Here is an 18398-nt window from a genome sequence, read left to right as displayed (position 1 = left end):
CCGTACACACTGCCCAGCAGCGTAGTGCCGTGCGCGCCCGGAGCCGCGCGACTGTCGCCCCGTATCTGTCGGCTCGTACCCGTCAGGTCTCCCGGCTCGTACCCGTCAGCCTCGTGGCGACCTGCGCCTCACGGCTGGAGGAGCCGTACGTTCACGTCCGCCGGGAACCCGGTGGTCGAGCCGACCCGGCGGGCGAACTCCCGCACGGCCTCCAGTTGCGGGCCGCCGAAGCGGAAGTCGAGCGTCGTGAAGTACTGCTCCAGGACGGCCTCGTCGAAGGCCTCCCACCGGGCCGCCTGCTCGGCGACCTTGGAGACCTCGTCGAGGGAGAGGTCCCTGGAGGCGAGGAAGGCCTGGTGCACCTTGCGGGTGACGAGCGGTTCGCGCTCCAGGTAGTCGCGGCGGGCCGCCCACACGGCGAAGACGAACGGCAGACCCGTCCACTCCTTCCACAGCGCGCCGAGGTCGTGCACCTGGAGACCGAACTTCGGCCCGTCGAGGAGGTTGGCGCGCAGCGCCGCGTCGCCGATGAGGACGGCGGCGTCCGCCTCCTGCATCATCAGGCTCAGATCGGGCGGGCACGTGTAGTACGAGGGCTGGACCCCGACCTTCTCGGCCAGCAGCAGCTGCGCGAGCCGCACCGAGGTGCGCGAGGTCGAGCCGAGGGCGACGCGGGCGCCGTCCAACTGGTCGAGGGGAACCTGCGAGACGATCACGCAGGACATCACGGGGCCGTCGCAGCCGACCGCGATGTCCGGGAAGGCGACGAGGTCGTCGGCGTGCTTGAGGAACTCGACGAGCGTGATGGGCCCGATGTCGAGATCCCCCCGCACCAACTGCTCGCTGAGCTTCTCCGGGGTGTCCTTGGTGAGCTCGAAGTCGAGGAGCGTGCCCGTTCTCGCGAGCCCCCAGTACAGGGGCAGGCAGTTCAGGAACTGGATGTGGCCGACGCGCGGCCGGGTGCGAGAATTGTCCACATCGCGAGGCTAGCCCTCGTGCGATACGGAGCAGGCTTCAGGGTCGGCGTGTGCTGGTGGAAACCATCCCGACCCCTCATGTCAACTGTTGTGACACCACGAAGTCAACGCACGTCAGACCCCTCGACCGCACGGGCCACCCTTCCGGATGACGTGATCTTTGCCTCTATTGCTTTCGGCTGCCTGCGTGCTAGGCTCGCCGCAAGTTGCAGTTTGGTTTCCCTTGCAGTACAGAGCCTGCGGAGCATGTGACCGCGGGCTCTCGTCGTTTTCAGACGTATGCAGTTGTTTACACAATCGCAGGTTCTGGAGCAGGGCAACCCTTTGGGCCCAAGGAGGGCTTATGGCTACCGGAACCGTGAAGTGGTTCAACGCCGAAAAGGGCTTTGGTTTCATTGCCCAGGAAGGCGGCGGCCCGGACGTCTTCGTCCACTACTCCGCGATCAACGCGAGCGGTTTCCGCTCTCTCGAAGAGAACCAGTCGGTTTCCTTCGACGTCACGCAGGGTCCGAAGGGCCCGCAGGCGGAGAACGTCACCCCGCTCTAAGCCTTCGGCTCCATGAGCCCAATGCTTTGATCCGGAACGGATAGCAGTACCCAAGGAGCCCCACGCCAGCCGGTCGTGGGGCTCCTGCCTTTGCCGCTGCCCGGCCGGCCGGGGCTCCGACCGGCCGGCAGGGTCAGCCGGTCAACCAGGTCAGCCGGTGAAGAGGAAGTACTTCCAGGCGCCGTCCGTCGTCGAGTTCACCGTGTCGCCCGATGAGCCGTTGATGTACGAGTCACGCACCCGGAAGCGGACGTTCTTGGGCGGGGTGCCCGTCACGGTCACCTGGGACTTGCCCGAGGAACTCAGCGTGAAGTACTGCGTACCCGTCGTCGCCCAGGAGCCCTGGGAGTAGGCCTGCATCTGCAGGCGCTGCTTGCGGCCCGGGTACGCCGTCATGGTCGTCGTGAAGACGGGGTCCGTGGACTGGTGGAAGTAGTAATAGGTGTGGCCGTACACCGACCTCGTCGTGTAGTACTTGCCGACCGCCGTCGACACGCTGACCCTGGCGCCGACCTTGCTGGCCACCGACCTGGAGCCGTAGCGGGCGTCGCCCGCGAACTTCACGGTGACCGTCGCGTCCCGCTTGAGGTCGAGAGTGACCGACAGATTGCCGGACGAGTCGACGTTGCCCGACTTCACCAGCGTGTTGGGCTTGTCGGAACCGTACGGGTCGGCCCAGATCTCGACCTTGCGGTTCTTGTACGTCGAACCGAGGTGCGCCGTGAACTTCACGTCCGCGCCGTACGAGTACACCTTGCCGTTGTTGTTCAGCGTGAGCGTGGGGGTCGCGCGCGAGACCTCGACCGTGTCGGAGGCGGTCGCCGGGGTGTGCGACGCGTCGCCCGCGTACGTCACCGTGTACTTCACCTTGCCGCCGGCCGGCGGGGTGTCGGTGAAGGAGAACGCGCCGCCCGTGCCGAGGGGCCTGGTGCCGAGCGACTTGCCGTTCGGTGACTCCATGTCGGTGCGGACGACGGTCAGCGGTGTCCCGGCGGGCAGCGCGAGCGTGGCCTTGAGCGAGCCCTTGACGGTGAGGGACTTGGCACGCGTGGCGGTCGCCGGGGTGTCGGCCTTCAACGTGGTGGCGTACTTGCGGGGTTCGTCGACGACGTTGAACGTGGAGGAGTCGTTGTCGCCGCCCTCGGTCAGCAGGAAGAGCTTCCCGCCGTCGGCCGACCAGTTCGTCGCGTGGCCGCCCCACAGCATCCAGTTGTGCGACATGTTGCGCACACTGGCGGGCCGGGCGGGGTCGGTGCTGAAGACGTAGGTGTCGCCGAGGTCGTCGGTGTCGAGGACGGTGGCCGCGACCGTTCCGTCGGGGGCCACGCTGACCGTCTCCGGTTCGGAGGCGACGGGGAAGGTACGGACCTGCTGCAGGTCGGAGAGCCGGTACTCGGTGAGCGCACGGTTTCCGGGCCCGGCCACGACGACGTTCTGCCCGTCGGGCGTGAGTGCCGCGTCGTGGTAGAAGCCGCCCTTGTTCTCGGTCACGCGGATCACCGGCGTGCCGGAGGAGATGTCGTAGACCACGATCGGACCCGAGCTGATGCCTGGGTCGAGAGCGAGCAGCGTGCCCGGGTTGTCGGGGTCCGCGTAGAGGTCGGGCGGAGTGGCGAAGTCGTGTCCGGCCGCCAGGTCCAGGGTCACCGTGGGTGTTTCGCCGGTCAGGTCGACCGAGCCGAGCCCGGACTCCCACTGGTCGCCGTATCCGAACCACAGTTTGCCGTCGGCGTAGGCCACCCGGGAGGGGGTGGTGTTGGCGCCGGTCGGGTACTCGGCGGTCTGCTTGAGCGTCGCGGTGTCGATGGCGACGATCTTGTCCGCGCCGTAGACCGCCGCGTACAGGGTCTTGGAGTCCGGACTCAGATCGAGATCCCGGACCTGGGGCAGGCCGGTCAGTGTGGTGACGGGCCTGCCGGCGTAATCGGTGACGACGATCTTGTCCAGGTATCTGTCACTGAAGAACAGCCGCTGGTGGACGCCGTCGACGACCGTGTCGGACGGACCCGAGACCGCGATGGGCCTGGACGCGTCGGCAGACGCCGGTACGGCGGCGAGCACCACCGAGCCGAAAAGGACCGCCAGTGCGGTGGCAGCCGTGAGAGTGCGCATACGCACGCTGATTCGAACCCCCCGGAACGAAGATATGAGGCCACCGGACATGCGGACGACGGACGACAGACCGCGGACGACAGAGGACGGACGCCCGAAGCTGTGCGTGATCTGTGCCGCTGCCCATGTGGCGAATGAGTGAAGACTAAGTCATGTCACTGACAACTCGGTCAACCGGGCCGGGGGGCGACAGCTACGTCGCGTACAGGGCCTCTATCTCCCTGCTGAAGTCCTTCTCGATCGCCGCGCGCCTCAGCTTCATCGTGGGCGTCAGATGACCGGACTCCTCGGTGAGGTCGACGGGCAGGACGGTGAAGCGCCGGATGGATTCGGGACGCGAGACGAAGCTGTTGGCCTCGTCGACGGCGCGTTGCAGGATGGCGAGCAACTCGGGGTCGTCCATGACGAGTTCGGCGGGGACCGGGTGCTTGCCGTTCATCCGGCGCCAGTGGGCGATGCCCTCCGGGTCGAGGGTGAAGAGCGCGGAGATGAACGGGCGGCCGTCGCCCAGGACCATGCACTGGGCGATCAGCGGATGGGAGCGGAGCCAGTCCTGCAGGGGCGCCGGGGCGACGTTCTTGCCGCCCGCGGTGATCAGGATCTCCTTCTTGCGGCCGGTGATGGCGAGGTAGCCGCCGGAGTCCAACTCGCCGATGTCGCCGGTCGCGAACCAGCCGTCCGGCGCCGCGTCGACGACACCGCCCGCGTGCGGGTCCCAGTAGCCGCGGAAGACCTGGCCGCCGCACAGCAGCACCTCCCCGTCGGCGGCGATCCGCACCCGGGTGCCGGGCAGCGGCCGACCCACCGTGCCGAGGCGCGGTTTCTGCGGGGGCGTGACGGTCGCGGCGGCCGTGGTCTCCGTCAGGCCGTACCCCTCGAAGATCTCGATTCCGGCTCCCGCGTAGAAGGCGGCGAGCCGGCGGCCCAGCGGGGAGCCGCCGCAGATGGCGTGCCGGACCTTGCCGCCGAGGGCATTGCGGATACGGCGGTAGACCAGGGGGTCGTAGAGGGCGCGGGCCGCGCGCAGGGCCCGGCTCGGACCGGGGCCGGTGCCATGCTGCTTGGCCTCGACCGCCTCGCCGTACTTCTGGGCGATCCGCGCCGCCCGGTCGAAGGACGAACCGCGGCCCATCCGTTCGGCCGTGGCGCGGCCGGTGTTGAAGACCTTCTCCAGGACGTACGGGATGGCGAGCAGGAAGGTCGGCTTGAACGAGGCCAGGTCCGCGAGGAGGTCCTCGGTCTGGAGGCTCGGGGCGTGACCGAGTTTCACCCGCGCGCGCAGACAGGCCACGGCCACCATGCGGCCGAAGACGTGCGAGAGGGGGAGGAAGAGAAGGGTGGAGGCGGGCTCCTTGCTGCGGGCTTTGAAGATCGGGTAGAGCAGTTCCACGGCGTTGTCGACCTCGGCGAAGAAGTTGCCGTGGGTCAGGACACAGCCCTTGGGGCGGCCTGTGGTGCCCGAGGTGTAGATGACGGTGGCGAGCGTGTCCGGGCCCAGCACTCCGCGCCGTACGGTCACTTCCTGGTCCGGGACCTCGCGGCCGAGTTCCGCGAGGCGCTCCACATGGCCCTTCTCGAAGACCCACATGTGTCGCAGATCGGGGATGCGCTCGCGCTCGGGGCCGAGCGCCGCGGCCTGCGCCACGGTCTCCACGGCGAGCGCGGCGGCCCCCGAGTCCTGGAGGATCCAGCGGGTCTGGAAGACGGACGAGGTCGGGTAGACGGGCACGGTGACCAGGCCCGCGGCCCAGGCGGCGAAGTCGAGGAGCGTCCACTCGTAGGTCGTCCGGGCCATGATGGCGATCCGGTCGCCCGGCACCAGTCCCTCCGCGATCAGCCCCTTGGCCACCGCCAGGACCTGGCCGGCGAACTCGGCGGCGGTCACGTCCGTCCAGCCGTCGCCGTCCGGGGTCTTCCGGCTGAGGACCGGCTCCAGCGGGGCGACGGCCGCGTTGTCGAACGGGATGTCCGCGAGGGAGCCGTGCGTCACCTGGCCCGCGATCGGCGGCACCGAGACCTCGCGCACGACACCGTCCAGCCGCCTGATCTCGGGCTCCGGAAGTGGAGGGACGGAGTCGGGGGAATACGGGCTGGACACGGGGCGGCTCCTTGTCGGCCGGAGGCCGGGGCGGGTGCAAGGCGTGTACGGGCTCGGAGGAGCGCGGGGGCGCGAATCCTCATACGGCCCTGGGGAGCGGGGGGTTCAGGGTCTCGGCAACCCGGTGAGACGGGGAGCCTACGGCGCCGAAGTGTGGGGTTTGTGTCGCTTTGCGGCAGGCGAGGTGCGGGTTACCCGGGGTAGCTGTGGCTTCTTCCGGACCCCGGCGCCCCGCCGTCGACGACTCCGACGACCCCGATGCCGGAACGCCCCGGCGCCGGTACGCCGGAGTCCCCGCAACCCCTCGCCAAGGGTCGGCCTTCGGGAGACTGCCGCGCTCATCTCGACCCGCCCCCCACTCCGACGTACCCTTACCCCGGGTAACTTACTCCGGAGTAAATGCACGTCCGAGCCGGGAGTCGGACAATCCCCCGCCGCGAGACGCACCCTCCCCACCTGCCGAGAGCCGCACCTTCCCCACCCGCCTGGAGACCTCGATGCGCACTCAGCCGCCCGTCCGCCCCGAGCCCCGGACCCGCACCCTCGCCGCTCCCCCCTCCCTCGTTCCGCTGCTGGCCCGCGGCGCCCTGCTCTCCCCCCTCAAGCACCCCCGCCCGGACGCCCCCGTCCCTGCCACCCGGCTCGCCCTCTCCGGCGTGCGGGTCGACCTCGCCCATCTCGCCGCGTACGAGCGGGTGTGCGGGTTCGCGACCGGCGCGGACGCCCTGCCGGGCACCTATCCGCATGTGCTCGCCTTTCCGCTGGCGATGCGGATCATGGCGGGGCGCGCGTTCCCGCTGCCGCTGCTCGGTCTGGTGCACACATCGATCGAGATCACCCAGTACGAGGAGTCCGCCGCGACAGCGGAGTACGAACTCGGCGTACTGGTCGAGAAGTTGGCGCCGCACCGACGCGGTACGGAGGCGACCGTGCTGACCGAGGCAAGGGCCGACGGCAGACTCGTATGGGAGTCGAGAAGCACCTACCTCGCCCGACACCGACCTCGAGACCCGGGCCAGAACCGGGACGGGGACCGGGACCGGGACCAGAACCGAGACCGGGACCAGGACCAGGACCGGGGCCGGGACCAGGACCGGGACCGGGACCAGGACCGGGGCCGGGGCCAGGACCGGGACGCGCGGAATGCCGGGGGAGAGGCTTCGCCCGAAATGCCGCGCCACGTCTCGCGACGCGGCCCTCGGGCGCCCTCGGAAGGAGCCCCGCCGGAGGCTCCCCAGGGGGTCACGCCGTTCCCGTCACCCGAGGGGCCGGAGCCACTGCCCGTCGTCGCCGAGTGGTGCCTCGCCCAGGACGTCGGCCGCCGCTACGGTGCCGTCTCCGGGGACCGCAACCCCATCCATCTGCACCCCCTCACCGCCCGGCTCTTCGGCTTCCCGCGTGCCATCGCGCACGGCATGTGGACCGTCGCCCGCTGCCTCGCCGCGTACGGGCCGCAACAAGCGGTGGGAGTACGGGCCGAGTTCAGGGCGCCGGTGCTGCTGCCCGGGACGGTGACGTACGCCGCGAAGGGCCCGTCGTTCGAGCTCCGCACCGGCGACCGGATCCATCTGGCAGGCGACATAAGGCCACTTCGCGCGGGAGGCGAGTGAACTTCGGGCGAACACCGCATGGCGGAAGACCTCGCCGCGGCGCCGGCTGCCATCCCGGCGCGGGTGGCACGGCAGGGCATCGGCAGGACCGATCCGTACGGCGCCGCCCGTGCCCGGGTCGCGGCGCTGGGTGCGGCGGGACGGCTGCCCGCGCTTCGGCCGTACTACTCGCCGCAGCGCGCGGGCGCGTATCTCGGCGGCATCCTGGAGCGCAACGGCCTCGACGAGAAGGGCAGGCCGCTGGCTCCCGCGCCGGGCGGGGGCGGAACGGGCCCGCTGCGGGCGGTCGTCCGACGGGCCGCGCGCGGCGGCGCCAAGTCCCTCTACCGCGTGGGCCGCGAGAGGGTCGCTCCCGCACTGCGCCGCTGGGGCCAGAGCTGACCCCGGCCGAAGCGGACAGGAACTCGCACCGGCCAGGTGTGTCAGACCTCCGCGGTGGCCTGGGGCGGGATCCCCGTGGCCGGCGGGGACCACGGGCGGCCCTGCATCATGGTGCCGAGTCCGGCCCAGGCGAAGTTCATCAGGGTGGCGGCGGCCTGCCGGGCCGAGACGCCCGGGGTGACGTTGGCCCACGCGGCCATCGACTCGGCGGCGCCGACCAGCGCCTCCGCGAGCCCGGCGACCTCCCGGGCGGGCAGCGACGGGTCACGGTGCGCCTCGCGCGCGGCGACGACGATCAACTGCGTGACGAACTGGACCAGTTCCTCGCGCATCGCGAAGACCTCGGCCGCGAAGGGCTCACCGTGCGTACGGGCCTGGAGGTGCAGCACCGACCAGCCGTCCGGGTTCTCGGCGGTGTGGGTGAAGAACGCCCGCAGCCCTTCCCAGAGTTGGCGGTCGGCGGGCAGTCCGGGACGGACACCGGCGCGGACGGCGGCGGTGAGCGCCTTGGCCTCACGCCGGATGCACGCGGTGAACAGGTCTTCCTTCGAGTTCAGGTACAGATACACCAACGGCTTGGACACGCCCGCCAGTTCGGCGATCTCGTCCATCGACGCGGCCCGGTACCCGCGCTGCCCGAAGGTCCGTACGGCCGCGTCCAGCATCTGCTGTTCGCGTACCGCACGCGGCATCCGCTTGTTCTTCACAGCACCCATGCGCCAAGCCTACGAGGGGCCGAAGCCCGGCCGGGCGCACAGCGGTGTCAGGAGGCCTGGTTCGGGGTGCCTTGGGCGGTCTCGTCCAGGACGGCGTCCTCCTGGTTGCGGTTGCGCTCCAGGTTGGCCCGGGCGCGGTCCACGCGGGCGACGACCTGGGCCGAGGCGCGGTCGCGCTCGCCGCGCAGGACGACGAAGCTGATCGGCGCGGAGATCACCAGGGAGAGCAGGACGACCCACATGTAGTTGGAGTCGCCGAGGCCGCGCGGGGCGATGCCCGAGTAGACGAGGCCCCAGACGACCACGAGGCAGCCCACGAAGATACCGAGGCGCATCAGTGTGTAGCGGAACATCTCAATCCACTCTTCCGTTCCGAATGTTCCCAAAGAACTCTGTCCAGTGAAGCACGCCGGGGCGGCGATCTTGCAGCGGGTCCTCGGTCGCGGAGTGAGGGGGTCCTAGGCCGCGGAGCGCGGGGTCCTCAGCCGCGGAGTGCCAGGGGCAGCAGCATCGTGATGTCGTCCCGTTCGTCGCCGGGCGCGACGCGGATCGCGCCGGGCACCCGGCCGACCTCCTTGTAGCCGCAGGAGGCGTAGAAGCGCTCCAGCCCCTCGCCGCCCCGGCAGGTCAGCCGGATCGCCTCGATGCCGTCGAGGCTGCCCGCGGCGTCCTCGACGGCGGCGAGCAGGTCCCGGCCGTACCCCTTGCCCTGGTGCCGGGGGTGCATCATCACGGTGTACAGCCAGACCCAGTGCCTCATCAGCCGGTGGGTGTTGTGCGTGAGGAAGGCGGTCGCGGCGACGCCGCCCTCCTCGTCACGGCCGACCAGGAGCCGGGTGCGGCCCTCCGCCATGGCGACGAAGTGCTTCACGAGTTCGGGGCGCACGTCGCCGGCGGCCACCGGCGGCACGAAGCCGACGGAGCCGCCCGCGTTCGAGACGTCCACCCAGAGGGCGACGACACCGTCCCGGAGATCGGGGGTGACGGCCGGGTCCAGTTCGAAGAGCAGCCCCACGTCAGACCCGCATCGGCTGCGGCGACTCGCGTCGCGCCGGGTCCGGTCCGTCGTACTCGCGGATGATCTCGTACCGCGTGTTGCGCTCGACGGGGCGGAAGCCGGCGTCGCGGATCAGGTCGAGGAGGTCGTCGCGGGTCAGCTTGTTCGGGGTGCCGTAGTTGTCGGCGTCGTGCGTGATCTTGTACTCGACGACCGATCCGTCCATGTCGTCGGCGCCGTGCTGGAGCGCGAGCTGAGCGGTCTGGACGCCGTGCATGACCCAGAAGACCTTGACGTGCGGGACGTTGTCGAAGAGCAGCCGGGAGACCGCGAAGGTCTTCAGGGCCTCGGCGCCGGTCGCCATCTGGGTGCGCGCCTGGAGGCGGTTCCTGACCTTGCCGTCCTTCATGTCCACGAAGTCGTGCTGGTAGCGCAGCGGGATGAAGACCTGGAAGCCGCCGGTCTCGTCCTGGAGTTCACGCAGCCGCAGCACGTGGTCGACCCGGTGACGGGGCTCCTCGATGTGCCCGTACAGCATCGTGCACGGGGTCTTGAGACCCTTCTCGTGCGCGAGGCGGTGGATGCGCGACCAGTCCTCCCAGTGGGTGCGGTGGTCGACGATGTGCTGGCGGACCTCCCAGTCGAAGATCTCCGCGCCGCCGCCGGTCAGCGACTCCAGACCGGCCTCGATCAGCTCGTCGAGGATCTCCGAGGCCGACAGCCCCGAGATGGTCTCGAAGTGATGGATCTCCGTGGCCGTGAACGCCTTGAGCGAGACCTCCGGGAGGGCCTTCTTCAGCTCGCTGAGCGAACGCGGGTAGTAACGCCACGGCAGGTTCGGGTGCAGGCCGTTGACGATGTGCAGCTCGGTGAGGTTCTCGCCCTCCATCGTCTTGGCGAGGCGGACGGCCTCCTCGATGCGCATCGTGTACGCGTCCTTCTCGCCCGGCTTGCGCTGGAACGAGCAGTACGCGCAGGACGCGGTGCACACGTTCGTCATGTTGAGGTGACGGTTGACGTTGAAGTGGACGACGTCGCCGTTCTTCCGCGTGCGCACCTCGTGCGCGAGCCCGCCGAGCCACGCCAGGTCGTCCGACTCGTACAGCGCGATGCCGTCCTCGCGGCTGAGCCGCTCACCGGCCCGGACCTTGTCCTCCAGCTCGCGCTTGAGCCCGACATCCATGCGATTACCTCTCCCTGTGACGAAACGCTGCCAACCGTACTCCCCCGCCTTCCGGCGGAAGGCCCCCCATCAGGGCCTTCGCACCCGGGGTGTCCCTAGTCCTCCTCGGGCAGCTCTCCGACCCGGTTCTCCCACTTCGTGGAGAGCACGATCGTCGTACGGGTGCGGGAGACGCCCTTGGTCCCGGACAGCCGCCGGATGGTCTTCTCCAGTCCGTCGACGTCGCTCGACCGCACCTTGAGCATGAACGAGTCGTCGCCCGCGATGAACCAGCAGTCCTCGATCTCACTGAGGTCGCGCAGCCGCCGGGCCACGTCCTCGTGGTCGGCCGCGTCGGAGAGCGAGATGCCGATCAGGGCGGTGACGCCGAGACCGAGCGAGGCCGAGTCGACTGTCGCGCGGTACCCGGTGATGACACCGGCCGTCTCCAGCCGGTTGATGCGGTCGGTGACACTGGGTCCCGACAGACCGACGAGGCGCCCCAGCTCCGCGTAGGAGGCCCGGCCGTTCTCCCTCAGGGCCTGGATGAGCTGCCTGTCCACCGCGTCCATGCGATCGAAGCCTTCCACTGAAAAGGTCTGAGAGGTCTTGAGGTGTTGAGATGAGAGGTCTTGAGGTGCTGCGAGGCCCCTCAGGTGGTGTCGCCCCGGGAACCGCTCCCGAGTTCGCCCTTCCACCGGCGGTACAGGCCGTGTTCGACACCCGCCGCGTCGAGGACCCGTCCGGCGACGAAGTCCACCAGGTCCTGGATGTGCGTGGCGCCCGCGTAGAACGCCGGCGAGGCGGGCAGCACGGTCGCGCCCGCGTCGTCCAGGGAGACCAGGTGACGCAGCGTCTGCCCGTTCAGCGGGGTCTCCCGTACGGCGACGACCAGCTTGCGTCCCTCCTTGAGGGTGACGCTCGCGGCCCGCTGCAACAAATCCTTGGAGAGGCCGAGGGCGACTCCGGCCACGCAGGCGGTGGACGCGGGCACGATGAGCATGCCCTTGGCCGGGTACGAGCCCGACGAGGGCCCCGCCGCCAGGTCGCCCGCGCTCCAGTGCCGTACGCCGTCGAGATGCTCCTCGAAGGCGTCGAAGGCGCCGGGCTTGCCGTCGGCGCCCCGCGCCAGCCATTCACGCAGGTCGTCCCGCCAGTGGGCGTCGCGGAACGGGAGGTTCGTCTCGTCGAGCAGCGTCAGCCGTGAGGCCCTGCTGACGACCAGGTCGACGCTCTCCCCCCCTTCCAGCAGCGAACGCAGCACCGCGGCCGCGTACGGCGTACCGGACGCGCCGGACACCCCCACGATCCAAGGCCGGCGCTGCGTCTGTCCTGGCTTCATGATGTCGAGCCTATCCGGCCACCGCCCATGTTCAGACCGTGAGCCCGCGCACCAGCAGATCGAGCAGGGCGCACACGAACAGCGCGATGCCGATGAAACCGTTGACCTGGAAGAACGCGCGGTTCAGCCGGGTCAGGTCGTGGGGCTTCACGATGGAGTGCTCGTACAGGAACGCGCCCGAGACGATCACCAGGCCGAGCCAGAAGAAGGCACCCGCGCCGGTGGCCACCCCGTACCAGACGAAGAGCGCCGTCGTCACCGCGTGGCAGGCCCGCGCACCCCGGATCGCGGCCGGGATGCCGAAGCGCGCCGGCACCGACATCACGCCGATCTCACGGTCTGTTTCGACGTCCTGGCAGGCGTAGATCAGGTCGAAGCCGCCGATCCACACGCCGACCGCGAGGCCGAGGACGACGGCGTCCCAGGACCAGGTGCCGGTGATGGCGATCCAGGCGCCGATCGGACCCATCGCCTGGGCGAGACCCAGGATGGCCTGCGGGAAGTTCGTGAACCGCTTGCCGTACGGGTAGACGACCATCGGGATGACCGCGATGGGCGCCAACGCCAGGCACAGCGGGTTGAGCAGGGCGGCGGCGGCGAGGAACACGACCAGGGCGACCAGCGCGCCCGTCCAGGCATGTTTCACGCTCATCGCGCCGGTGACCAGTTCACGATGGGCCGTACGGGGGTTGCGGGCGTCGATCTCGCGGTCGATGATCCGGTTCGCCGCCATGGCGAAGGTGCGCAGGCCCACCATCGCGACGGTGACCAGGAGCAGCTTTCCCCAGTGGATGTTCTTGTCCCACGCGAACATCGCGGTGAGCGCCGCGATGTAGGCGAAGGGCAGCGCGAACACCGAGTGCTCGATCATGACGAGGCGCAGGAACGCCTTGGTGCGGCCCGGCTGCGGAAGCGCCGCGGAAGCTGAACTCACAGCCCGTACTCCTTCCAACGGCGGTCGACCTTCGCCGCCGTCTGCGGGTCGGACAGCACCATCTCGGGCCAGCCGCCGTCCCGGGTGTAGCCCTCCTCGGGCCACTTCTTCGTTGCGTCGATGCCCGCCTTGCCGCCCCAGAACTGCTGGTAGGAGGCGTGGTCGAGGTGGTCGACCGGGCCCTCGACGACGGTGAGGTCACGTCCGTAGTCCGTGTTGCCGAGCGCGCGCCAGGCCACCTCGTGCAGATCGTGGACGTCGCAGTCCGCGTCGACGACGATGATGAGTTTCGTCAGGGACATCATGTGGGCGCCCCAGACGGCGTGCATCACCTTCTGGGCGTGCTTCGGGTACTTCTTGTCGATCGCGACGATCGCACAGTTGTGGAAACCGCCCGCCTCCGGCAGGTGATAGTCCACGATGTCCGGCACGATGATCTTCAGCAGGGGGAGGAAGAACCGCTCCGTCGCCCGGCCGAGGGGTCCGTCCTCGGTCGGCGGCCGCCCCACCACGATGGACTGGAGCAGCGGCCGCCGTCGCATCGTCACGCAGTCGATGGTCAGCGCCGGGAACGGCTCCTGCGGGGTGTAGAACCCGGTGTGGTCGCCGAACGGCCCCTCGGGCAGCATCTCGCCCGGCTCCAGCCAGCCTTCGAGGACGACCTCGGCGTTCGCGGGCACCTGGAGCGGCACGGTCTTGCAGTCGACCATCTCGATCCGCTTGCCCTGGAGGAACCCGGCGAAGAGGTACTCGTCGATGTCACCGGGCAGCGGGGCGGTGGAGGCGTACGTCACGGCGGGCGGGCACCCGAAGGCGATCGCGACCGGCAGCCGCTCGCCCCTGCGGGCCGCGACCTGGTAGTGGTTCCGGCTGTCCTTGTGGATCTGCCAGTGCATGCCGATGGTGCGCTTGTCGTGGCGCTGGAGCCGGTAGAGCCCGAGGTTGCGGATGCCGGACTCGGGGTCCTTGGTGTGGGTGAGCCCGAGGTTGAAGAAGGAGCCGCCGTCCTCGGGCCAGGTGAACAGGGCGGGCAGGGCGTCGAGGTCGACGTCGTCGCCCCGCAGCACCACCTCCTGCACCGGCGCGTCCTTGACCTTCTTCGGCGGTACGTGCGCCATCGCGCCGAGCTTCCCGAAGGCCTCGCGCACCCCCACGAAGCCGTGCGGCAGCTCCGGTTTGAGCAGTCCGCCGATCTTCTCGGAGATCTCGCCGTACGACTTCAGGCCGAGGGCCTTCAGCAGTCGCCGGTCGGTGCCGAAGACGTTCATCGCGAGCGGCATCGCCGACCCGCGCACGTTCTCGAAGAGCAGCGCGGGGCCGCCCGCCTTCTGCACCCGGTCGACGATCTCCCCGACCTCCAGGTACGGATCCACCTCGGCCTTGATGCGCTTGAGGTCTCCCTCGCGCTCCAGCGCCCTGAGCAGGGAGCGAAGATCGTCGTAAGCCATGTGTCCAAGTATCGGCCACCCGCTACCCTGTGCCCGTCACCGGGGGGCCCGTGCCGCCCCGCCACTGTTCTCTGGGGGAACGTTCGGCCATGCTCAGGTATCTGCCGTTTCTGCTGGTCCTGGCGCTGATGATCTACGCCTTCATCGACTGCCTGAACACGCCGGAGGAGGAGGTCAGGGGCCTGCCCAAGCTGGCCTGGGTCTTCATCATCCTGCTTTTCGGCGAGATCCTGGTCGGTCCCGTCGCCTGGCTCATCGCGGGCCGCGCCCGCAGGGATCCGGCCGGCGGCGCCACTCCCTCCGAGTGGCACCGCAGCCACCGGACGACATTCGTCGCTCCCGACGACAACCCCGAGTTCCTCAACTCCCTGAAGGCGGAGAACCGCAAGGACGAGGCCCTTCTGAAGGACTGGGAGGCCGACCTGCGGCGCCGCGAGGAGGAACTGAAGCGGCGTGAGGAACAGAGCAGGTCCGACGAAGAGTCGTGAGAGTCCTGACATGGAACTGCGCCTGCTGGTGACCTTCGAGAAGGTCGCGACCGTACTGAGCTTCACCCGGGCCGCGGCCGAGCTGGCGTACGCGCAGTCCAGTGTGACCAGCCAGATCCGCGCCCTGGAGACCTCGCTCGGCACGGAACTCTTCGACCGGCTGGGCAGCAGGATCAGGCTGACCGAGGCGGGCGAGAGACTGCTGCCCTACGCCCGGCAGATCATCGAGCTGACCGACGAGGCGCGGGCCGCGGTCGTCGGCACCGAGGAGCCCTCCGGCACCCTCACCGTCGGCACGATGGAGTCCCTCACCTCGTACCGGCTGCTGCCGCTCCTGGAGTTCTTCCACCACCGTCACCCCCGGGTCCGGCTGTCGCTGCGCACGACCATCGGCGACGAGACCCGCCGGGCGCTGCTCCAGGGCACGTACGACGTCGGCTTCCTGATGGAGGAGGAGACGGAGCACGCGGGTCTGGAGGTCGCCGTGCTGGCGGTGGAGCCACTGGCGCTGGTCGCCGCGACCGGCGATCCGCTCGCCGACACGGCACCGGACACCGCCGATCTCGCGGGCCGGTCGCTGCTCGCCACCGAACCCGGCTGCGCCTACCGGGACTTGTTCGAGCGGGAGCTCAACTCCCGTGTCCCGGAAGGTTCCTCCGTCGACTTCACGGAGTTCGGCACGATCGAGGCGACCAAACGGGCCGCGGCGGCCGGCCTCGGCATCGCGCTGCTGCCGGAGGTGACGGTCGCCGCGGAACTGGCGCGGGGCGAGCTCGTACGACTGCGCTGGGAACCGCCGTTCACGCTTCGGACGCAACTGGCGTGGCGGGCCGGGAAGCGGCTTCCGGCTCATGCGCGGCTGTTCGTGGAGCGGGCACGGCAACTGGTGTCCGAGGAGTCCGGCCGGTCCGAGTGATCCGGGCAAATCGAGAGATCCCGACGGCCCCGGCGGCCCCATCGGTCGCGGTGGTCCCGGCGGCCCTGGGGAGCGTGACCTTCAGGCTGGCTGTCACGATCAGCGGGACGCCGAGGGCCTGGACGAGGCCGATGTGGTGGCCGTACACCGCCCAGTCCATGACCATCGCGACGGCCGGGTAGGTGAAGGCGAGCACGGCGATCTTCGCGGTCGGGAGCTTGGCGTACGCGGCGTACATCAGGACGTACATCAGGCCCGTGTGGACGACTCCGAGCCCGACCAGCCAGCCCCAGTCGGCGCCGGTCCCGCGCATCGCGCCGAAGTCGGCGAAGGGGAGCAGCAGCGGGATGCCGACGAGGACCTGGACGAGCGCGATGAGGTGCGGCCGGACACCGGTGATGCGCTTGGTGACCAGGGTGGACAGCCCGTAGAGGAGCGCGGCGAGGAGGGCCTGCCCGACGCCGGTGAGGTACGTGCCGCCGTTCGCGAAGTCGGCCGGGGTGACGCCCGAGACGAGGACCAGACCGGCGAAGGCCAGCGCGATCCAGCCGGCCTTGGCGGCGGTGAGCCGTTCGCGGAAGAGCAGGGCTCCCAGCAGCACCACGTAGAACGGCTGGGTGTGGTAAACGACGGTGGCGACGGAGATCGAGGTGTTCTCGTACGACTGGAAGAGCAGGACCCAGTTGAAGACGATGAACACCCCGCCGAGCGCGGCGAGTCCGAGCGTGCGCGGGGTGAAGCCGTGGCCCCGGAAGTATCCCCGGGCCAGCGCGTAGCCGCCGAGGGCGAGCGCGCCGAACAGGACGCGGAAGAAGACGACGTTGAAGGGCGAGGCGCCGGACTCGACGACGAAGACGCCGAGGGTGCCGGAGAGCATCATGGCGGCGGTCAGCTGGGCGGCGCCCTTGTTCTCGGCGTTCGCGACTGCGGTGGCGGAGGTCATGCCCCGAAGGTAGGAGCGGGGACCGGTGGCGGGCCACGGGCCAGTGGGGCGTCCTGCCGATGGCCCCATCGGCGCCGCCGATGCGTACCGGCAGGCGTCGCTCTCTGCCGCCCATCGGCGCCGGCGACGCGTTCGGCCCGCGCCCGTCGGTTGCCGGCCCGCCCCCATCCGTGCCACCGATGCCGGACGGCGACGGGCCGGGCTCGGGCCCGTCCCCGACCCGGCGCGACGCTCAGGCGCCGGCCCTAGCGGGGCGGCTCCTCGCGCAGGACGAGGGCGAGGAGGCCCGGGAAGCGGGCGTCGAACTCCGGCCGGCGGAGCCGGTTGACGCGCTTGGGGCCCTCGTCGCGCTGCTCGACGAGACCGGCGCCGCGCAGTACGGCGAAGTGATGGCTGAGAGCCGCCTTGCCGACGGGCACGTCGAAGCTGCCGCAGCTGCGGCTCCACTCCGCGGACCCCGCCAGCTCCCTGACGATCCGGATGCGCACGGGATCGGCGAGGGCGGTGAGGGCGGCCGGCACGGGGACCTCGTCGGGGTGAGTGTGCTCGGGCGCCGCCCGATGACTGGTCCGCTCCGCCACGCCGGCCTCCCTGGTTCCCCTGATCCGCTTGCCGAGTGTTCGATGAAAACCATACACTCACGAGTGTTCGCTTTTCATTGAACAGTCTGCGCGGCGGCCGGTCCGCGCGGGCCGTCGGCTGTCCAGCCGAGTACCAGCCAGGAGTGAGCCATGCGTTCGGTCGAATTCCAGGAGTACGGCGGTCCCGAGGTCCTGCGGGTCGTGGAGGCGAAGGTCCCCGATCCGGGCCCCGGGCAGGTGAGCATCGACGTGGCCTACGCGGGCGTGAACTTCGCCGATCTCAAGGCGAGGTCGGAGGGCTACCGTGTGCCGCGCCTGCCCTTCGTGCCGGGTCTGGAGGTCTCGGGCCGGATCCGGGCGGTCGGCCCGGACGTCACGGGACTGCGGGTCGGCCAGGAGGTCGCGGCGCTGACGGAGGGCGGAGCGTACGCGGACGTCACCGTGGCGGAGGCCGTGACGGTCTTCGCGCTGCCCGACGGCGTCGGTCTGCGCACCGGCGCCACGCTCCCCACCGTCGTGCCCACGGCGTACGCGCTCCTGCACACCGTGGGCCGGCTCCAGCCCGGCGAGACGGTGCTCGTCCAGGGTGCGGCGGGCGGCGTGGGCACGGTGCTCGGCCAGTTGGCGAAGGCGGCCGGGGCAGGCGCGGTGTACGGCGTCGTGTCCGCCGGCCCGAAGGCCGAGTACGCCCTCGCCCACGGCTACGACGAGGTGTTCGTGGGTTCCTTCGAGGACGCGGTCCGCGCCGCGACCGCCGGGCGTGGAGTGGACCTGGCCCTGGACCCGGTGGGCGGCAAGACCCTCCGCGGCAGCCTCGCCTCCCTCGCCCCCTTCGGCCGTCTGGTCTCCTTCGGCAACGCGAGCTCGGCGGAGCCCTGGACGGTGGGCCAGCCGGAGCTCTACCCCACCGGTCTGTCCGTCGCGGGGTTCTCGATCCTCGGTCTGGCCAGGACGGCCCCGGCCGCCCTCCGCGACATCGCCGCGCGCGCGTTCGAGGCGGTGGCCGACGGCACCGTGACCCTGCCGGTGACGGCGGAGTTCGGCCTGGAGGCGGCCGGGGAGGCGCACGCGCTGATGGGGTCGCGGACCAGCACGGGCAAGTTGCTGCTGCGGGTGGCGGATTCGGATCGGTCACGGCCGTGAGTG

Annotated in this window: 19 protein-coding genes; 6 read left to right on the top strand and 13 right to left on the bottom strand. The window is 70.2% G+C overall.

Going from position 1 to position 18398, the window contains the following annotated elements:
* Window positions 1-128 precede the first annotated feature (128 nt).
* Window positions 129-977 (bottom strand): menaquinone biosynthetic enzyme MqnA/MqnD family protein, encoded by an 849-nt coding sequence (locus ACFYR3_RS19790; RefSeq protein ID WP_261704873.1) that lies wholly within the window; start codon window positions 975-977, stop codon window positions 129-131.
* 343 nt (window positions 978-1320) lie between these two features.
* On the opposite strand from ACFYR3_RS19790, the gene ACFYR3_RS19785 reads away from it, so the two are divergent.
* Window positions 1321-1524 carry a cold-shock protein gene (locus ACFYR3_RS19785; protein ID WP_010986243.1) on the top strand — a complete coding sequence of 68 codons (204 nt, stop codon included), beginning with the start codon at window positions 1321-1323 and terminating at the stop codon, window positions 1522-1524.
* Window positions 1525-1674: 150 nt separating this feature from the next.
* Here the strand turns inward: ACFYR3_RS19785 and ACFYR3_RS19780 are convergent, their stop codons facing one another.
* Window positions 1675-3636 (bottom strand): YncE family protein, encoded by a 1962-nt coding sequence (locus ACFYR3_RS19780; RefSeq protein ID WP_389284048.1) that lies wholly within the window; start codon window positions 3634-3636, stop codon window positions 1675-1677.
* Between the two features lie 193 nt (window positions 3637-3829).
* Entirely contained in the window at window positions 3830-5734 is a 1905-nt protein-coding gene (locus tag ACFYR3_RS19775; RefSeq protein ID WP_355840826.1) for a long-chain fatty acid--CoA ligase, read from the bottom strand.
* Between the two features lie 497 nt (window positions 5735-6231).
* On the opposite strand from ACFYR3_RS19775, the gene ACFYR3_RS19770 reads away from it, so the two are divergent.
* Together ACFYR3_RS19770 and ACFYR3_RS19765 are read left to right on the top strand one after the other, a co-directional pair.
* On the top strand, window positions 6232-7344 hold the full coding sequence (locus ACFYR3_RS19770; RefSeq protein WP_389284046.1) for a MaoC family dehydratase: 1113 nt from the start codon (window positions 6232-6234) through the stop codon (window positions 7342-7344).
* An 18-nt stretch (window positions 7345-7362) separates the two neighbouring features.
* Window positions 7363-7725, top strand: a complete 363-nt coding sequence (locus tag ACFYR3_RS19765; protein ID WP_355840830.1) for a hypothetical protein — start codon at window positions 7363-7365, stop codon at window positions 7723-7725.
* A 41-nt stretch (window positions 7726-7766) separates the two neighbouring features.
* Here the strand turns inward: ACFYR3_RS19765 and ACFYR3_RS19760 are convergent, their stop codons facing one another.
* The 8 genes from ACFYR3_RS19760 to ACFYR3_RS19725 all read right to left on the bottom strand — a co-directional run bounded on the left by ACFYR3_RS19760 (window position 7767) and on the right by ACFYR3_RS19725 (window position 14324).
* Window positions 7767-8441 (bottom strand): TetR/AcrR family transcriptional regulator, encoded by a 675-nt coding sequence (locus ACFYR3_RS19760; protein ID WP_355840832.1) that lies wholly within the window; start codon window positions 8439-8441, stop codon window positions 7767-7769.
* A 47-nt stretch (window positions 8442-8488) separates the two neighbouring features.
* Window positions 8489-8794 carry a DUF4229 domain-containing protein gene (locus ACFYR3_RS19755; protein ID WP_355840834.1) on the bottom strand — a complete coding sequence of 102 codons (306 nt, stop codon included), beginning with the start codon at window positions 8792-8794 and terminating at the stop codon, window positions 8489-8491.
* A gap of 128 nt (window positions 8795-8922) precedes the next feature.
* Window positions 8923-9456, bottom strand: coding sequence for a GNAT family N-acetyltransferase (locus tag ACFYR3_RS19750; RefSeq protein WP_355840836.1), 534 nt, complete (start codon window positions 9454-9456; stop codon window positions 8923-8925).
* Window position 9457: 1 nt separating this feature from the next.
* Entirely contained in the window at window positions 9458-10621 is a 1164-nt protein-coding gene (gene mqnE / locus ACFYR3_RS19745) for an aminofutalosine synthase MqnE (RefSeq protein ID WP_261704864.1), read from the bottom strand.
* A gap of 95 nt (window positions 10622-10716) precedes the next feature.
* Window positions 10717-11172 carry an Lrp/AsnC family transcriptional regulator gene (locus tag ACFYR3_RS19740; RefSeq protein WP_355840994.1) on the bottom strand — a complete coding sequence of 152 codons (456 nt, stop codon included), beginning with the start codon at window positions 11170-11172 and terminating at the stop codon, window positions 10717-10719.
* Between the two features lie 80 nt (window positions 11173-11252).
* Window positions 11253-11942, bottom strand: coding sequence for a UbiX family flavin prenyltransferase (locus tag ACFYR3_RS19735; protein ID WP_355840838.1), 690 nt, complete (start codon window positions 11940-11942; stop codon window positions 11253-11255).
* Window positions 11943-11973: 31 nt separating this feature from the next.
* Window positions 11974-12876 carry a menaquinone biosynthesis prenyltransferase MqnP gene (gene mqnP, locus ACFYR3_RS19730; RefSeq protein WP_355840840.1) on the bottom strand — a complete coding sequence of 301 codons (903 nt, stop codon included), beginning with the start codon at window positions 12874-12876 and terminating at the stop codon, window positions 11974-11976.
* A complete protein-coding gene (locus ACFYR3_RS19725) occupies window positions 12873-14324 on the bottom strand; it encodes a menaquinone biosynthesis decarboxylase (protein WP_389284044.1) in 1452 nt (483 codons plus the stop codon). The genes mqnP and ACFYR3_RS19725 overlap by 4 nt, the downstream gene beginning before the upstream one ends.
* Window positions 14325-14413: 89 nt before the next feature.
* On the opposite strand from ACFYR3_RS19725, the gene ACFYR3_RS19720 reads away from it, so the two are divergent.
* The gene (locus ACFYR3_RS19720) at window positions 14414-14812 is read left to right on the top strand and encodes a PLD nuclease N-terminal domain-containing protein (RefSeq protein WP_355840844.1); all 399 of its coding nucleotides are present in this window, start codon (window positions 14414-14416) and stop codon (window positions 14810-14812) included.
* A 10-nt stretch (window positions 14813-14822) separates the two neighbouring features.
* On the top strand, window positions 14823-15728 hold the full coding sequence (locus ACFYR3_RS19715) for a LysR family transcriptional regulator (protein ID WP_355840846.1): 906 nt from the start codon (window positions 14823-14825) through the stop codon (window positions 15726-15728).
* On the opposite strand, the gene ACFYR3_RS19710 is transcribed toward ACFYR3_RS19715, so the two are convergent.
* Both ACFYR3_RS19710 and ACFYR3_RS19705 read right to left on the bottom strand, forming a co-directional pair.
* The gene (locus tag ACFYR3_RS19710; protein WP_389284042.1) at window positions 15613-16671 is read right to left on the bottom strand and encodes a DMT family transporter; all 1059 of its coding nucleotides are present in this window, start codon (window positions 16669-16671) and stop codon (window positions 15613-15615) included. The two genes, ACFYR3_RS19715 and ACFYR3_RS19710, sit on opposite strands and share 116 nt — an antisense overlap.
* 245 nt (window positions 16672-16916) lie before the next feature.
* The gene (locus ACFYR3_RS19705) at window positions 16917-17252 is read right to left on the bottom strand and encodes a helix-turn-helix transcriptional regulator (protein WP_355840850.1); all 336 of its coding nucleotides are present in this window, start codon (window positions 17250-17252) and stop codon (window positions 16917-16919) included.
* Window positions 17253-17402: 150 nt separating this feature from the next.
* Between ACFYR3_RS19705 and ACFYR3_RS19700 the strand changes: the two genes are divergently transcribed.
* Window positions 17403-18395, top strand: a complete 993-nt coding sequence (locus ACFYR3_RS19700; protein ID WP_389284040.1) for a zinc-binding alcohol dehydrogenase family protein — start codon at window positions 17403-17405, stop codon at window positions 18393-18395.
* The last annotated feature ends 3 nt before the right edge of the window (window positions 18396-18398 follow it).

Origin of the sequence: Streptomyces sp. NPDC005784 (genome assembly GCF_042871525.1) — a bacterium.
GTDB lineage: Bacteria > Actinomycetota > Actinomycetes > Streptomycetales > Streptomycetaceae > Streptomyces.
The sequence above is the reverse complement of the archived record's forward strand: the minus strand, read 5'-3'. Positions and strand labels throughout refer to the sequence as shown.

Excerpts from the sequence above, each read along its gene's own strand:
- ACFYR3_RS19780 (WP_389284048.1), bottom strand. The coding sequence starts at position 3,636 with ATGCGCACTCTCACGGCTGCCACCGCACTGGCGGTCCTTTTCGGCTCG.
- ACFYR3_RS19715 (WP_355840846.1), top strand. The coding sequence starts at position 14,823 with ATGGAACTGCGCCTGCTGGTGACCTTCGAGAAGGTCGCGACCGTACTG.
- ACFYR3_RS19740 (WP_355840994.1), bottom strand. The coding sequence starts at position 11,172 with ATGGACGCGGTGGACAGGCAGCTCATCCAGGCCCTGAGGGAGAACGGC.
- ACFYR3_RS19735 (WP_355840838.1), bottom strand. The coding sequence starts at position 11,942 with ATGAAGCCAGGACAGACGCAGCGCCGGCCTTGGATCGTGGGGGTGTCC.
- ACFYR3_RS19710 (WP_389284042.1), bottom strand. The coding sequence starts at position 16,671 with ATGACCTCCGCCACCGCAGTCGCGAACGCCGAGAACAAGGGCGCCGCC.
- ACFYR3_RS19770 (WP_389284046.1), top strand. The coding sequence starts at position 6,232 with ATGCGCACTCAGCCGCCCGTCCGCCCCGAGCCCCGGACCCGCACCCTC.
- ACFYR3_RS19765 (WP_355840830.1), top strand. The coding sequence starts at position 7,363 with ATGGCGGAAGACCTCGCCGCGGCGCCGGCTGCCATCCCGGCGCGGGTG.
- ACFYR3_RS19700 (WP_389284040.1), top strand. The coding sequence starts at position 17,403 with ATGCGTTCGGTCGAATTCCAGGAGTACGGCGGTCCCGAGGTCCTGCGG.
- mqnE (WP_261704864.1), bottom strand. The coding sequence starts at position 10,621 with ATGGATGTCGGGCTCAAGCGCGAGCTGGAGGACAAGGTCCGGGCCGGT.
- ACFYR3_RS19785 (WP_010986243.1), top strand. The coding sequence starts at position 1,321 with ATGGCTACCGGAACCGTGAAGTGGTTCAACGCCGAAAAGGGCTTTGGT.
- ACFYR3_RS19725 (WP_389284044.1), bottom strand. The coding sequence starts at position 14,324 with ATGGCTTACGACGATCTTCGCTCCCTGCTCAGGGCGCTGGAGCGCGAG.
- ACFYR3_RS19720 (WP_355840844.1), top strand. The coding sequence starts at position 14,414 with ATGCTCAGGTATCTGCCGTTTCTGCTGGTCCTGGCGCTGATGATCTAC.
- ACFYR3_RS19760 (WP_355840832.1), bottom strand. The coding sequence starts at position 8,441 with ATGGGTGCTGTGAAGAACAAGCGGATGCCGCGTGCGGTACGCGAACAG.
- ACFYR3_RS19755 (WP_355840834.1), bottom strand. The coding sequence starts at position 8,794 with ATGTTCCGCTACACACTGATGCGCCTCGGTATCTTCGTGGGCTGCCTC.